The following is a 13,960-nucleotide window of genomic DNA, read 5'->3' as shown; positions in this document are numbered from 1 at the left end:
GCCCCCTCCCGACCCTGAAGGGACCGTTCCGGGCCCCGGCGCCCGCCCCCTTCGTTCCCTCCCGGCTCTCAGGGTCGAAGTGGGGGCCGACCCTGATGCCAACGGCCGCACACACGTGTGACGATCGGGTCATGCCAGCCGCCACCACCCGAGCCGCCAGCTCCCTCAATCCGGACCCGGAGGAGCCACCGCTGCGCAAGCTGTACCGCAGCGCCGATGGACGGCTGCTCGGCGGCGTCGCGCGCGGACTCGCCGGACACCTGGGGCTGCCGGTCGCCTGGGTGCGGTTCGTCTTCCTCGGACTGTTCTTCGCGGACGGCCTCGGCGCGCTCCTGTACGCCGTGTTCTGGATCGTCGTCCCGCTCGGCGTCGGCGGCGTGGACAGCCCCCGGTCCGTCTTCGAGACCGCCCCCGACGGCCGACGCCGGCTCCGCAAACCCGACCGGGGCCAGGTCTTCGCCCTGGTCGCGCTCCTCATCGGCGCCGTGATCTTCGTCGGCAACGTCGACATGGGCAGCAAGGCCGACCGTTACATCTGGCCCACCCTGCTGATCGGCGCCGGTTCCGTCCTGGTCTGGCGGCAGGCGGACAACGCCCGCCGGGCCCGCTGGATGGAGGTCGGCAGCCGCCGCCGGGTCCTGAACCTGGCCCGCGGGCTCGCCGGAGTCGCCCTGGTCGGCCTCGGCCTCGCCGGCTTCATGGTGGTACGCGGCTCCGCCGCCCAGCTCGGCAACGTCCTCACCGCGGCCATCGCCGTGCTCACCGGCATCGCCCTGCTGGCCGGTCCCTACCTCGTCCGGATGACCCAGGACCTCTCCGAGGAACGCCTGATGCGCATCAGGGCCCAGGAACGCGCCGAGGTCGCCGCCCACGTCCACGACTCGGTGCTGCACACCCTCACCCTGATCCAGCGCAACGCGGAGGACGCGGGCGAGGTGCGCAGACTGGCCCGCGCCCAGGAACGCGAGCTGCGCAACTGGCTGTACAACCCCGAGGGCACCGGCAAGGACGAGGACGACGAACCCGAGACGCTGGCCGAGGCCGTCAAACGCGCGGCCGCAGAGGTCGAGGACAAGCACGGCGTCCCGCTGGAGGTCGTCGTCGTGGGCGACTGCCCGCTCGACGAGAGGCTGACCGCACAGATGCAGGCAGCGCGCGAGGCGATGGTCAACGCCGCCAAGTACGGTGGCGAGGGCGGCGCCGTACAGGTCTACGCCGAGGTCGAGGGCCGCACGGTCTTCGTCTCGGTACGCGACCGGGGGCCGGGATTCGACCTGGACTCCGTACCGGGGGACAGAATGGGCGTACGAGAGTCGATCATCGGCCGGATGCAGCGCAACGGCGGTACCGCCCGGCTGCGTTCGGTGCCCGGCGGGGGCACGGAAGTCGAGTTGGAGATGGAGAGGACGAGCGATGAACGGGACCACTGAGCCGACCGGGGGCCACGCGGACCCGGAGCGCCGGGTACGAGTCGTGCTCGTCGACGACCACCGGATGTTCCGCACCGGCGTACAGGCCGAGATCGGCCGCACGGAGGAGACCGGCGTCGAGGTCGTCGGCGAGGCCGCCGACGTCGACCAGGCGGTCACCGTCATCACGGCGACCCGCCCCGAGGTCGTCCTCCTGGACGTGCACCTGCCGGGCGGCGGCGGCGTCGAGGTGCTGCGCCGCTGCGCCCCGTTCATGGGCGCGGTGGAGAACCCGGTGCGCTTCCTCGCGCTGTCCGTCTCGGACGCCGCGGAGGACGTCATCGGGGTCATCAGGGGCGGCGCCCGAGGCTACGTCACCAAGACCATCACCGGCGCCGACCTGGTCGACTCGGTCTTCCGGGTCCAGGACGGCGACGCGGTGTTCTCGCCCCGGCTGGCCGGCTTCGTCCTCGACGCCTTCGCCTCGACGGACGCGCCGCCGGTCGACGAGGACCTCGACCGGCTGACCCAGCGCGAGCGCGAGGTGCTGCGGCTGATCGCCCGGGGCTACGCGTACAAGGAGATCGCCAAGCAGCTGTTCATCTCGGTGAAGACGGTCGAGTCGCACGTCTCCGCGGTGCTCAGGAAGCTCCAGCTGTCCAACCGGCACGAGCTGACCCGCTGGGCGACGGCCCGACGGCTGGTCTGAGTCAGCCGGCTTCCCGTTCCGGATCGAGCGAGATGTTCAGCTTCTCGCCGACCCTGCGGTAGCCGATGGACGCGTAGATCCGTTCCACATCGGCGTCGCCCGGCTCCAGCCACACCACCCGGCAGCCCCGCTCGAACGCGGTCGCCGTGAGCCGGGCGGAGAGGTCGGCGCCGATGCCCCGGCGGCGGAACTCCGCGGCGACGGCAAGGCCGACCAGCTCGCTGAGCCCGTCGACCGGCACCGAGCAGCCGCCCGCGCCCGCCGAGGCGCCGTCGAGGGTGGCGAGCGCGGCGACGCCGCCGTTCGCCGCCGCGTTGCGAAGCCACTCCGCCTCGCCGCCCTCGGGCTCGCCGGTCCCGCCGTACCCCAGGTGCTGGACGAGCGCGGCGGCGTCGAACTCCGCCGCCGTGACCGGCTCGGCCGTCACCAGACCGTCCACCGGCTTCGGCGGCAGCAGGCCTTCCGGGGCGCAGGCCAGGATCGGGGCCCGGTTCTCGACGGTGAACCCGGCGGCGAGCAGCGCGGGTTCGACCGAGGGCGCCCAGCCGGGCAGGTACTCCAGGCGCGGCATCCGGTCCCGCTCCCGGAACGCCGCGATCAGGGCGTCGAGTTCGCCGGGTGTCGGTTCCGCGCCCTGGTCCGGGATCGCGTAGTTGGCGTACTTCAGCGACCAGTTCACGTTGTGGCGCACCGTGAACGGGCCCACCCGGTAGTGGTCCGGGGAGCGGAGGGCGAGCGTACGGGCGTGGGTCTGGACGTCGAAGTCCATGGGCATGCGCGGGTGTCCTTCTGTCCGGTGGGTCGGAAGGACGGGAGCCTATGCCACCCGGGTCGCTCCCGCGAAGGGCATTTCGTCGATCGGCGCGATGCGGACCGGGGCTCCGGGGCGCGGGGCGTGGATCATCCGGCCGTTGCCGATGTAGAGGCCGACATGGCTGACGCCCGAGTAGAAGAACACCAGGTCCCCCGGCGCGAGTTCGGACCTTCCGACCCGCTGCCCGGCGTTGATCTGGGTGTACGTGGTCCGGGGCAGCGAGACACCCGCTGAGCGCCAGGCGGCCTGGGTGAGGCCGGAGCAGTCGAACGAGGAGGGGCCGGTGGAGCCCCAGACGTACGGCTTGCCGAGGGCCCCGTACGCGAAGGCGACGGCCGCCGCCGCGCGGGCGTTCGGTGCCTGCGCCGAGCCGCGCGGGGCGCTGCGGTCTGCGTGGCCCGCGCCCCGGCCGCCGCCGTCGGAGGCGTCGTAGGCGGCGCGCTGGGCGGGGGAGAGGCGGGCCAGCAGTGCGCGGGCCTCCGACAGCTTGGCCCGGACCGTCGTCCTGTGCTTCTGGAGCTCTGCCTGGCGGGCGGTGAGCTCGGCCAGCTGCCCCGCCGCCTCCGAGCGCAGCTGCGCCACGTCCGCCACCTGGCGTCGCACGGCGCGGAGCTCGTCGGCCCGGCCGGAGGCGGCCCGCTCCACGTAGGAGGCGCGCTGGAGGTACTGGTCCGGGTCGGAGGAGAGGGCCAGCTGGAGGGACGGGTCGAGGCCGCCCGCGCGGTACTGCGCGGCGGCGTACGAGCCCAGCGCCTCGCGCGAGGTGTTGAGCCGCTCGGTCCTGCGGGCGGCCTCGTCGCGCAGCGCGTCGATCGACTTGGCGATGGCGGCCGTCTTCACCTTCGCGCCGTTGTACTGCTCGGTGGCGACCTCCGCTTCCCGGTACAGCCGGTCCACCTGGGCCTTGACCTGTGCGGCGGTGGGCTTCGGCTCTGCGTGCGCGGATCCCGGCAGCGCGGCAGCGGTCGCGGCCCCGGCGAGGGCGAGGGTCGCTGCGGTGCGAGCAGCAGAGCCGGTGTACGGGCGCTGCTTTGGTTTCCGGTGCGCGGCCACGAGGGCGGTGGTCCTTCCTGTCGACTGCCCGCCGGGGCCTACCGGCGGACCCGCCCGGTCCGGCGGCGGGTCACCAACAGGGGGAGCGGCCCGCCGCCGGATCTCTCGGCGGGGCGACCGGGCGGCGCCGTCCGGGTGCGGAGCGGCGGTGATCCGGTCACCTGGTAGGGACGCTAAACCCGGGGCACGGGGAAGAGTCGTAATGACGCTTATTGCCCGAATTTGGCGGTGCGTTGTTTCTGAATGACAGGAAAAATTGCACCAGAGTCAGGCAATTGGTGCATTCATGAGTCAAGCATCCAGTAAGCCTGACCTGGCTGCCGATGCCTGGTATGGCCGGGGCTAGGGTGCGGAACCATGCGTGTACTCATCGATGTCTTCGTCGCTCTTCACATCATCGGAATCGCCGCCCTGCTGGGAGGTTTCCTCACCCAGATGAAGGCGATGAGCGCGGGGACGGCCCGGTTCGTCCCGGGGATGCTGCACGGCGCGCTGACCATGCTGGTCACCGGAATCGCCCTGGTCGGGCTCGACCAGGCCGACGACCACCCCGTGAACAACGTCAAGATCGGCATCAAGCTGCTGATCCTCGTCGTCATCCTCGGGCTGGTCTACGTCAAGCGGGACGAGGAGAAGGTCGAGAAGGGCCTCTTCGCGGCGGTGGGCGGACTGACGATGGTGAACATCTTCATCGCCACGCTCTGGACCTGAGCGCCCGGGGCCCGAGCGCCCGGGGGCCCGGTCCGCCGGACAGGTCCTAGCCGGGGCGCACGCTCCCGTAGATCGGCATGTAGTAGATCGACTCCTCGCGCACATTGGCCCCCGGCTTCGGTGCGTGGATCATCATGCCGTCGCCCTTGTAGATCCCGACGTGGCTGATGTCGTCGTAGAAGAAGACCAGGTCCCCGGGCTGAAGGTCCGCCGTGGCGATCCGGGTGCCGACGTTCACCTGGTCCCAGGTGGTCCGGGGCAGCGAGACACCTGCGGAGCGCCAGGCCGCCTGGGTCAGCCCCGAGCAGTCGTACGAGGACGGGCCGGTCGCCCCCCAGACGTACGGCTTGCCGATCTGGGCCCTGGCGAACGCGAGGACCTTCCCGGCTTTCGTCGTCGCGCTGCTGTCCGAACCGGAACTGGTGCCGGAACCGGTGTCGGAACCGGTGCCTGAGCCCGAACCCGTGCCCGTACCGGAGCCCGTGCCGCTGTCGCTGCCGGCCTCCTTGGCCTTGCGCTCGGCCTCCGCCTTCGCGGCCGCCTGCTTTTTCGCCAGCTCCTTGGCCTTGCGCGCGGCCTCGGCCTTCTTCTTCTCCTCCAGCTCGGCCAGCCGCGCCTTCTCCTGCGCGGTCAGCTTCGACAGCAGCGTGCGCGCCTCTGTCAGCTTGTTCTGCACGTTCTGCTTGCTGGTGCGCAGCTTGGTCTGCGACGCGGTGAGCGTCTCCAGGCTCGTCACCGCCTCCGCCCGCTTCTTCGACGCCTCCGCCTGCTTCGTACGGAAGTCCGTGACGGCCTGCTGCTGGTTGGTGGCCATCCGGTTCATCAGGTGGGTCTGGTCGAAGAACGACTGCGGGTCGTTGGCCAGGAAGAAGGTGGCGGTCGGCGCGAGCGCGCCGTCGCGGTACTGGGCGGCCGCGTAGTTCCCGAGCGTGCGGCGGGCGTCGTTCAGCTTGTCGGCCCGCTTGGCGATGTCGTCCAGCAACCCGTCCACCTTGGTGCGCTGCGCGGCGGACGCCTCTTTCGCCTCGTCGTAGTGCTGGGTCGCGGTGCCCGCCTGCCGGTAGAGGTCGTCGACCTTCTTCTGGACGTCCTCGATGCTGGGCTTCGGGGCCGGGGCCGCCAGCGCGCTCTGCGTGGACAGCAGGGTCACGGAGGCGAGTGCGGCCGTCGTGAACCCGATGGCGGGGGCGGTGCTGCGCACCCGGGGGCGCGGTTTGCGATGCGATGCCAAGACCGGCATTTCCTTCCGTGGACCGCCTACCAGGTTAGCTGTCGGGTTCGGGCGGAACGGAAGGCTGCCCTACGGTCCTGGTGGGGGATGCGGACCGATTCACCCCGGTGCTGCGTGTGGGTCCCCGGTTCCGGACCCCGTACGGGCGGCCCGGATTCGGCGTGGACGCCCGCTCGGCGTGGTTCGCCTCGGGGGTACGGCCGTCCGAACGAGCACGCTAGCCAACTCATGGTGCCGCTGTGAAGGTTGATGTTCGATATGCCCGATACATTTTCGTGACCTTGCGGAACCCGCGCCGCACGGCCGGGCGCGGCGCGCCATTTTCCTACGCAGGGTGGTCCGGGCATCGCCGTCTGTGGCTCCGGAGGGACGGGTTCTGCCATGCGGGCCCGGGGTGTCAGTAGGGCCGCCTAGACTCTGACAGCGATGAGCAGCCTCTTTGACGACAGTTTCCTGGCCGGCCTCCAGCACACGGAGGACGGGCCCCCGCCGCCCCCCGAGGACTCCGCACCCGAAGCGGTGCCGGAGGACCTCTTCGGAGGCGTGTTCGACGGGCCCCCGCCGCCCCGCGACGCGTACTACCGCGACGGGGCCCACCGCCCGGTCATCGACGCCGCCGCGCTGCTCGACGGGCTGAACACCGAGCAGCGCGCCGCCGTCGTGCACGCGGGCTCCCCGCTGCTCATCGTCGCCGGGGCCGGTTCGGGCAAGACCCGGGTACTGACGCACCGCATCGCCCACCTGCTGGCCGAGCGCGGGGTGCACCCCGGCCAGATCCTGGCGATCACCTTCACCAACAAGGCCGCCGGCGAGATGAAGGAGCGCGTCGAGCAGCTCGTCGGCCCCCGCGCCAACGCCATGTGGGTCATGACCTTCCACAGCGCGTGCGTCCGGATCCTGCGCCGCGAGTCGAAGAAGCTCGGCTTCACCTCCTCGTTCTCGATCTACGACGCGGCGGACTCCAAGCGGCTGATGGCCCTGGTCTGCCGCGATCTCGACCTCGACCCGAAGCGCTTCCCGCCGAAGTCGTTCACGGCCAAGGTCTCGAACCTCAAGAACGAGCTGATCGACGAGGAGACCTTCGCCGGACAGGCCACGGACGGTTTCGAGAAGACCCTCGCCCAGGCCTACGCGATGTACCAGTCCCGGCTGCGCGAGGCCAACGCGCTGGATTTCGACGACATCATCATGACGACGGTGCACCTGCTCCAGGCCTTCCCCGACGTCGCCGAGCACTACCGCCGCCGCTTCCGGCACGTCCTGGTCGACGAGTACCAGGACACCAACCACGCCCAGTACACACTCGTACGGGAGCTGGTCGGCCCGTCCGGCGCCGCCGACGCCCCCGGCGAACTGTGCGTCGTCGGTGACGCCGACCAGTCGATCTACGCCTTCCGGGGCGCCACGATCCGCAACATCCTCCAGTTCGAGGAGGACTACCCGGACGCGACCACGATCCTGCTGGAGCAGAACTACCGCTCCACCCAGACGATCCTGTCCGCCGCCAACGCCGTCATCGAGCGCAACGAGAGCCGCCGCCCGAAGAACCTCTGGACCAACGCCGGCTCCGGCACCCGGATCACCGGCTACGTCGCGGACACCGAGCACGACGAGGCGCAGTTCGTCGCGGACGAGATCGACCGGCTGACCGACGCGGGCGACGCCAAGGCGGGCGACGTCGCGATCTTCTACCGGACGAACGCGCAGTCCCGTGTCTTCGAGGAGATCTTCATCCGGGTCGGCCTGCCCTACAAGGTCGTCGGCGGGGTGCGCTTCTACGAGCGCAAGGAGGTCAGGGACGTCCTGGCCTACCTCCGGGTGCTGTCCAACCCGGAGGACACCGTCCCGCTGCGCCGCATCCTGAACGTGCCCAAGCGCGGCATCGGAGACCGGGCGGAGGCGATGATCGACGCCCTGTCGATGCGCGAGAAGATCACCTTCCCGCAGGCGCTGCGCCGCGTCGACGAGGCGTACGGCATGGCCGCCCGCTCCGCCAACGCCGTCAAGCGGTTCAACACGCTGATGGAGGAGCTGCGCACGATCGTCGAGTCGGGCGCGGGCCCGGCCGTGGTGCTGGAGGCCGTCATGGAGCGGACCGGCTACCTGGCCGAGCTCCAGGCCTCCACCGACCCGCAGGACGAGACCCGGATCGAGAACCTCCAGGAGCTCGCCTCCGTGGCGCTCGAATTCGAGCAGGACCGGGGCGAGGAGGAGGGGTCGGGAACGCTCGCCGAGTTCCTGGAGCGGGTCGCGCTCGTCGCCGACTCCGACCAGATCCCCGACGAGGACACCGACGGCTCCGGAGTCGTCACGCTGATGACCCTGCACACGGCGAAGGGCCTCGAATTCCCGGTGGTCTTCCTGACCGGCATGGAGGACGGCGTCTTCCCGCACATGCGCGCGCTGGGCCAGGTCAAGGAGCTGGAGGAGGAGCGCCGGCTCGCCTATGTCGGCATCACCCGCGCCCGCGAGCGGCTCTATCTGACCCGGGCGTCGATGCGCAGCGCGTGGGGCCAGCCCTCGTACAACCCGCCGTCGCGGTTCCTGGAGGAGATCCCGGAGCAGCACCTGGAGTGGAAGCGCAAGGGCCCGATGGCGGCTCCGGCGGGACCGACGTCGGGCATCACCTCATCGCTGTCCGCGTCCCGTTCGCGCTCCGGTCCCTCGGGCTTCGCGACCCGGCGGACGTCGGACAAGCCGACGATCACGCTGGTGGTCGGTGACCGGGTCACGCACGACCAGTTCGGTCTGGGCACGGTGACGGCGGTCGACGGCATCGGTGACCAGGCGAAGGCCACGGTCGACTTCGGGGACGAGCGGCCGAAGAAGCTGCTGCTGCGGTACGCCCCGGTCCAGAAGCTGTAGCGGGGCGTACCGGTCCGGCCCGGTACCTTCGGGATCCTTCTGGAGGCGGGCCGGATCAGGTCGGGTCGATGTTGTGGCTGCGGAGCCAGGGCAGCGGGTCGACGGCCGCGCCGCCGCCGGGCCGCACCTCGAAGTGCATGTGCGGGCCGGTCGAGTTGCCGGAGCTCCCGGAGTGCGCGATCACGTCTCCGGCCTTGACGTGGCCCGAGCGGATCCGGGTGCTGCTGAGGTGGCAGTACCAGGTCTCGGTGCCGTCGGCCATCGTGACGATGGCCATGTTGCCGTAGGCGGTGTTGTACTGCGTACGGATGGTGCCGTCGGTCGCCGCCATCACCGGGGTCCCGTACTGGACGGGGAAGTCGATGCCCGTGTGCACGGACATCCAGTTGACGCCCGCCTGGCCGAAGTACGCGCTGAGTCCGTGTTCCTTGACCGGCATGACGTACTTGGGGCGCAGGGCCTCCTTGCGGGCGGCCTCCTCCTCGCGCTTCTTCTTCTCTGCGGCCTGCCGCTCTTTCAGGTCGATGCGCTCCTGGGTGCGGCTGGCGCGGCCGGCGAAGTTCTCCGCGTCGGCGCTGAGGTTGGCGAGCTGGGTGTCCAGCTTGTTGTTCGCGGCCACCGGCTTGACCGTGCCGGGGTCCGCGGCCGCCATCGTCGTGGTGTCGTCCCTCTTCTCCTCGCCGCCACCCATGCCGCCCACGGAAGCTGCGGCGATACCCGCCACGCTCATCACGCAGGCGGAGGGGACGGCGATGGTGAGGAGGGCGGAGCGCTTGGCGGGCGAACGCCTGCGGCTGCGGCTGCCACCGCGGGAGACCTGACGGCCTGCGGGGTGGTGGGCCTCCGGCTCCGGGTCCGCCTCGGGGAGGCTGAACTCGGAGGTCTCGGAGGTCTCGGAGGCCCCGGGGGTCGTCGGCACGGCCTGGGCGGGCTCGTACGTCCCGTACGCCTCAGGCGTCTCGTACGGTTCGTACGTCTCGTACGTCTCGTACGGATGCTGCCGTGTCTGTTCGGGCTCGTGCGATGCCGTCAGATTTTGCGGCGTCTGCTGCGCGTGCTCGGGCGTGGCGCCGGTGTTCCAGGCGGTGGCGTCGTACGCGCCGGAGTCGTATCCCGCCGTGTCGGTGGTTGACCACTGGCCGTTCGCGTACCAGCCGGAGGTGTCCCACTGGCCGGAGGAGTCGGGGGCGCCGCCCTGTGCGGGGATGTTCGCGTGGGCCTCTGCTGTCGCCCAGGTGCCGGTGGTGCCGTACTGCTGCGGGGCCGCGTCGTACTGCGGGGCCGCTTCGTACTGGGGGTGCTGCTGGAAGTGGGGGGTGTAGGCCGCGTAGTCGGCGGCGTGGTCGTACGTGGCGGTGCGGTGTGCGCCGGTGTCCCACTGGGTGGTGTCGTACTGGCCGCTGTGACCGGCCTGGCCGGTGTCGTACGGGGCGGCGTAACCGGCCGTGGTGTCGTACGGGCCGTCATAACCGCTGGGGAGGGAGCCGAAGAGCGGGTCGTCGTCGAAACCGCTCATGGAGTGGCTGTCGTATCCGACATACCCGGCGTGGGGGTGCTGGTCGTTCACCAACTTCTCTCTCGCCTCGGCAGCAGGACCTTGGGTCCGGGGCCCGTGGGGGACCTCGGGGGAAAGCAGTGGCCGCGACTGTACCCGGCGGTACGCGACGCCGACAATCTTCCACGGCTCGCGGGCGATCAGGAATCGGGCAATCGGCTGTCTTTCGACGGACCGCTCACACAGCCTTGGCTCTATGTTCGACATCCGTTCTATTTCCGGGCTCCTGTGCGTCGAGTGCCTGACGGACCCCGGCGGCCACGGCCGGGTGCACGGGCAGCGCGAGATGGCCGATCCCGCTGACGCGGACGTTGGTCGCGTCGAGGTCGGGATGGTCGACGCAGGCCGCCTCGGCAGGGACGATGACCCGGTCCAGCTCGCTCCAGAAGCTGATGAACCGGGTGCGGCACCCGGGTGCCGGAAGCCGGAGCTCCTCGATCGGCGCAGAGCCGCCGCGCATCTGGCGCACGATCGGGAGGGCGCCGGCCAGCGGAGCGACAGCGGTGCCGGAGTGCGGCGTGCCGAGCGTGACCAGGGTGCGGACCCGCTGGTCACCGCCGAGTCGCTGTACGTAGTAGCGCGCTATCAGGCCGCCCAGGCTGTGCCCGACGATGTCGACCTCGCGGTGTCCGGTGCGGGCGCAGATCTCTTCGACGTGGCGGCCGAGGAGCTCGGCGGCGGTGCGGATGTCGCAGGTCAGCGGGGAGTAGTTGAGCGACTCCAGATGCCGCCAGCCGTGCCGGGCCAGCGAGCGGCGCAGCAGCACGAAGACCGAGCGGTTGTCGATGAAACCGTGCAGGAGCACGACGGGAGGCCGGTCCGGACGGCCGATGTGCCGGGTGTTTCCGCTGCTTCCGGCGTGTGCGCCGGGCAGGGCCGTGGACCCCGGAGGCGCGGGGGCCGGTTCGGCGGCCGGGCGTGGCGGAGGGCGCCGCTCGCCGGCGATGCCGGTGGGGTAGATCAGCGCGTGTCCGGCGAGCACCACGAGTTCCAGCGCGGTCGCTCTCAGCAGTGCGGACGACAGCCAGGCGTTGCGCGGGCCCGTCCGGCGCGGCAGTAGGGGAAGAAAAGGCAGGGTCTTCATTGACCGACCTCCTGCTTCCGGCACCCGGGGAGCGGCGGCTCCCGCCCCGTATGCCCTCGTGGGGCGCCGTGTCGGACGTCCGGGCGGCGGTTCACCGTCCGGGACCCGCCGCCCGCCGTGCCTTCCGGATCACCTTCGGTGACCGGCCGGTGGGGCGGTCGGTGAGCCGTACCACCGTGCCGTGCGGCTGACGGCACGGTGGTACGACGACCTCGTGCGGCTCCCCCGGCGGTCGGTCCCGCACGGCAGGTGTGCCGCGTGCTGCGGGAAACGGCGCCCGGTGAACATGTCCCACGTGTGATTTCCCCCTCCCCGCCCACCGCGAAACAGCGGCTTGCGGGATGCTGTGGATAACGTTCGTTCACATCCCCGGCCTTTCAGGGGCGGGAGACGCGTGTGGAGGCAGTGATGGGTGTGACCGGTCCGATCCGAGTGGTGGTGGCCAAACCGGGCCTCGACGGCCATGACCGAGGGGCCAAGGTGATCGCGCGGGCACTGCGCGACGCCGGTATGGAGGTCATCTACACGGGGCTCCACCAGACTCCCGAGCAGATCGTGGACACCGCGATCCAGGAGGACGCCGACGCGATCGGACTCTCGATCCTCTCCGGAGCGCACAACACGCTCTTCGCGAAGGTCATCGCCCTGTTGAAGGAGCGCGAGGCCGAGGACATCAAGGTCTTCGGCGGCGGCATCATTCCGGAGGCGGACATCGCACCGCTCAAGGAGCAGGGGGTCGCGGAGATTTTCACTCCGGGTGCGACGACGGTCGAGATCGTCTCCTGGGTCAACGCGAACGTCCGTCAGCCGGCGGAGGCCTGATCCCGCCCGGTGCCAGCTCCGCGTCCATCGCCGCGCGGAGCCGCAGGGTGGAGACCAGCCGCTGGAACGCCTCCGACCAGTAGCCGTTCGCGCCGGGGGAGGCGTCCGCCGGTTCGTCGGGGGTCGTGGTGAGGACCTCCAGGCGGTCGGCCTCCGCCGGATTCAGGCAGCGCTCCGCGAGGCCCATCACTCCGCTGAAGCTCCACGGGTAGCTGCCGGCGTCCCGGGCGATGTCGAGGGCGTCGACGACGGAGCGGCCGAGCGGCTCCGCCCAGGGGGTCGGGCAGACCCCCAGCAGCTGGAACGCCTCCGACAGTCCGTGCGCGGCGATGAACTCGGCGACCCAGGCGGCCCGTTCGGCGGCGGGCAGCACGATCAGGAGCTTCGACCGCTCGGCGAGCGAGGCCGTGCCCGGACCGTTCGACGGCGGTGTAGAGGGGGCGCCGAGCAGCGCCCGCGCCCACTCCGGGTCCCGCTGCCGGGCGGCGGCCCGGCACCAGGCCGCGTGCAGCTCCTCGCTCCAGCCGTCGGCCACGGGAAGCGCGACGATCTCCCGCGCCTCGCGGCCGCCGAACCGGGCCGGCCAGATCGAGAGCGGCGACGACTCCACCAACTGGCCGAGCCACCACGACCGTTCGCCCCGCCCGGTCGGCGGGAGCGCCACCACGCCGTCGCGCTGCATCGCCGCATCGCACTCGTGTGGGGCCTCCACGGCGACGGAAGGGCCGGTACCGGTGAGTCCGGGGCTCACGCAGGACAGGGCGCGGTCCGCCATCCGGCGGGCGAGCGCGGAGCCGGGCAGCGCGGAGAGCAACTCGGCTGCCGTCGCCCGCACATTGCGGCTGCGGTCGGTCAGGGACTGCTCCAGGAAGGGTTCGTCGGCGTCGGAGAGCCCGGTGCGCAGTGAGTCGACGAACATCAGCCGGTCCTCGGCCCGCTCGGTGGCCCACGTGGTTGCGAGCAGGGCGAGAGCGGCGTCGGCCTCGTGCGCCCGTACCGCGCAGAGCAGCGCGACCCGCTCCGCGAACAGGCCCTCCTCCCAAAGCCGGTGGACCGCCTCCCGGTCGGTCACGGCCGGCAGCAGCGCGGTGCCGGACGCACCGCGCAGCGCGAACTTCCACTCGGGGTTCAGCCCGGCCAGCCAGAGCCCGCGCGGTCCGGCGAACGCCAGGGCCTGCGGCCGCAGGTCGGTCCGCGCGCGGGCCGCGTCCAGCAGGGCGGGCAGCGTCACGTCCGGTGCTCGGTATCCGTGCAGATTGGCGGTGGCCAGCCACTGCGGGATCAGTTCGGTCAGATCGGGAGCGGTGCCGCGTCTGCCGGCGGAACCGCTCGGGGCCGCCCGGTCCGCGAGCAGCCGTTCCAGCCGGCTCCGGGCGGGCCCCGGCAGGGCCGGCCGGGGGTCGGCGGGCGCCGGAGCGGGCCGGGGCGCGGCAGGGGCGGGCAGCAGTCCCGCCCGGCGCCGCACGGTGTGTAGGGCGGCCGCGTCCAGCAGCGCGACCGCCGCGCCGTCCGGACCGGCGCCGTCCGGCACACCCGGTGGCCGGCGGCGGTCCGTGCCGAGCAGCGCCGAGGTGACCAGCTCGTCCCACGGGGCGGCGGGTGCGGCGGGTGCGGCGGGGGCGGCGGGGGCGGTGGGCGTGCTGGGTGGGTTGGTACGGGTCATCGTTCCTCCATCAGGAGTCACAGGAAGCAGGGGAGTTCGCCGGG

The 13,960-nt window shown here is 71.6% G+C and carries 11 protein-coding genes and 1 riboswitch; of the genes, 5 read left to right on the top strand and 6 right to left on the bottom strand.

Annotation, left to right across the window (positions count from 1 at the left end; translation table 11 throughout):
- Window positions 1-131 precede the first annotated feature (131 nt).
- Window positions 132-1,430, top strand: coding sequence for a PspC domain-containing protein (locus ACZ601_RS32785; protein ID WP_440574120.1), 1,299 nt, complete (start codon window positions 132-134; stop codon window positions 1,428-1,430).
- Complete coding sequence (locus tag ACZ601_RS32780; RefSeq protein ID WP_469544792.1) at window positions 1,414-2,118, top strand: LuxR C-terminal-related transcriptional regulator; 705 nt, start codon at window positions 1,414-1,416, stop codon at window positions 2,116-2,118. Before ACZ601_RS32785 ends, ACZ601_RS32780 begins: the two co-directional genes overlap by 17 nt.
- A gap of 1 nt (window position 2,119) precedes the next feature.
- Here ACZ601_RS32780 and ACZ601_RS32775 read toward each other — a convergent pair whose 3' ends face one another.
- Both ACZ601_RS32775 and ACZ601_RS32770 read right to left on the bottom strand, forming a co-directional pair.
- Window positions 2,120-2,893: a GNAT family N-acetyltransferase gene (locus tag ACZ601_RS32775; protein WP_469544791.1), complete on the bottom strand. Its 774-nt coding sequence runs from the start codon at window positions 2,891-2,893 to the stop codon at window positions 2,120-2,122.
- A gap of 42 nt (window positions 2,894-2,935) precedes the next feature.
- On the bottom strand, window positions 2,936-3,985 hold the full coding sequence (locus ACZ601_RS32770) for a C40 family peptidase (RefSeq protein WP_469544789.1): 1,050 nt from the start codon (window positions 3,983-3,985) through the stop codon (window positions 2,936-2,938).
- A gap of 357 nt (window positions 3,986-4,342) precedes the next feature.
- Here ACZ601_RS32770 and ACZ601_RS32765 point away from each other — a divergent pair, with 357 nt between their 5' ends.
- Window positions 4,343-4,696 (top strand): hypothetical protein, encoded by a 354-nt coding sequence (locus ACZ601_RS32765; RefSeq protein WP_402114292.1) that lies wholly within the window; start codon window positions 4,343-4,345, stop codon window positions 4,694-4,696.
- Window positions 4,697-4,742: 46 nt separating this feature from the next.
- On the opposite strand, the gene ACZ601_RS32760 is transcribed toward ACZ601_RS32765, so the two are convergent.
- Window positions 4,743-5,936, bottom strand: a complete 1,194-nt coding sequence (locus tag ACZ601_RS32760) for a C40 family peptidase (protein ID WP_469544787.1) — start codon at window positions 5,934-5,936, stop codon at window positions 4,743-4,745.
- Window positions 5,935-6,099: riboswitch (cyclic di-AMP (ydaO/yuaA leader) on the bottom strand. It overlaps the preceding gene by 2 nt.
- A gap of 254 nt (window positions 6,100-6,353) precedes the next feature.
- Between ACZ601_RS32760 and pcrA the strand changes: the two genes are divergently transcribed.
- Complete coding sequence (pcrA, locus tag ACZ601_RS32755; RefSeq protein WP_469544785.1) at window positions 6,354-8,792, top strand: DNA helicase PcrA; 2,439 nt, start codon at window positions 6,354-6,356, stop codon at window positions 8,790-8,792.
- Window positions 8,793-8,847: 55 nt separating this feature from the next.
- Here the strand turns inward: pcrA and ACZ601_RS32750 are convergent, their stop codons facing one another.
- Together ACZ601_RS32750 and ACZ601_RS32745 are read right to left on the bottom strand one after the other, a co-directional pair.
- A complete protein-coding gene (locus tag ACZ601_RS32750; protein ID WP_469544783.1) occupies window positions 8,848-10,359 on the bottom strand; it encodes a M23 family metallopeptidase in 1,512 nt (503 codons plus the stop codon).
- A gap of 166 nt (window positions 10,360-10,525) precedes the next feature.
- On the bottom strand, window positions 10,526-11,431 hold the full coding sequence (locus ACZ601_RS32745; protein WP_469544781.1) for an esterase/lipase family protein: 906 nt from the start codon (window positions 11,429-11,431) through the stop codon (window positions 10,526-10,528).
- Between the two features lie 408 nt (window positions 11,432-11,839).
- Between ACZ601_RS32745 and ACZ601_RS32740 the strand changes: the two genes are divergently transcribed.
- The gene (locus ACZ601_RS32740; protein ID WP_311303688.1) at window positions 11,840-12,253 is read left to right on the top strand and encodes a cobalamin B12-binding domain-containing protein; all 414 of its coding nucleotides are present in this window, start codon (window positions 11,840-11,842) and stop codon (window positions 12,251-12,253) included.
- Here ACZ601_RS32740 and ACZ601_RS32735 read toward each other — a convergent pair.
- Window positions 12,219-13,916, bottom strand: coding sequence for a DUF5691 domain-containing protein (locus ACZ601_RS32735; protein WP_469544779.1), 1,698 nt, complete (start codon window positions 13,914-13,916; stop codon window positions 12,219-12,221). The genes ACZ601_RS32740 and ACZ601_RS32735 overlap by 35 nt on opposite strands.
- Window positions 13,917-13,960: the final 44 nt, after the last annotated feature.

Source organism: Streptomyces sp. NPDC104307, assembly GCF_055584045.1.
Note: the sequence above shows the minus strand (reverse complement) of the source record. Positions and strands in the feature narration are given on the sequence as shown.

Excerpts from the sequence above, each read along its gene's own strand:
- ACZ601_RS32735 (WP_469544779.1), bottom strand. The coding sequence starts at position 13,916 with ATGACCCGTACCAACCCACCCAGCACGCCCACCGCCCCCGCCGCCCCC.
- pcrA (WP_469544785.1), top strand. The coding sequence starts at position 6,354 with ATGAGCAGCCTCTTTGACGACAGTTTCCTGGCCGGCCTCCAGCACACG.
- ACZ601_RS32765 (WP_402114292.1), top strand. The coding sequence starts at position 4,343 with ATGCGTGTACTCATCGATGTCTTCGTCGCTCTTCACATCATCGGAATC.
- ACZ601_RS32760 (WP_469544787.1), bottom strand. The coding sequence starts at position 5,936 with ATGCCGGTCTTGGCATCGCATCGCAAACCGCGCCCCCGGGTGCGCAGC.
- ACZ601_RS32745 (WP_469544781.1), bottom strand. The coding sequence starts at position 11,431 with ATGAAGACCCTGCCTTTTCTTCCCCTACTGCCGCGCCGGACGGGCCCG.
- ACZ601_RS32785 (WP_440574120.1), top strand. The coding sequence starts at position 132 with ATGCCAGCCGCCACCACCCGAGCCGCCAGCTCCCTCAATCCGGACCCG.
- ACZ601_RS32775 (WP_469544791.1), bottom strand. The coding sequence starts at position 2,893 with ATGCCCATGGACTTCGACGTCCAGACCCACGCCCGTACGCTCGCCCTC.
- ACZ601_RS32780 (WP_469544792.1), top strand. The coding sequence starts at position 1,414 with ATGAACGGGACCACTGAGCCGACCGGGGGCCACGCGGACCCGGAGCGC.
- ACZ601_RS32740 (WP_311303688.1), top strand. The coding sequence starts at position 11,840 with ATGGGTGTGACCGGTCCGATCCGAGTGGTGGTGGCCAAACCGGGCCTC.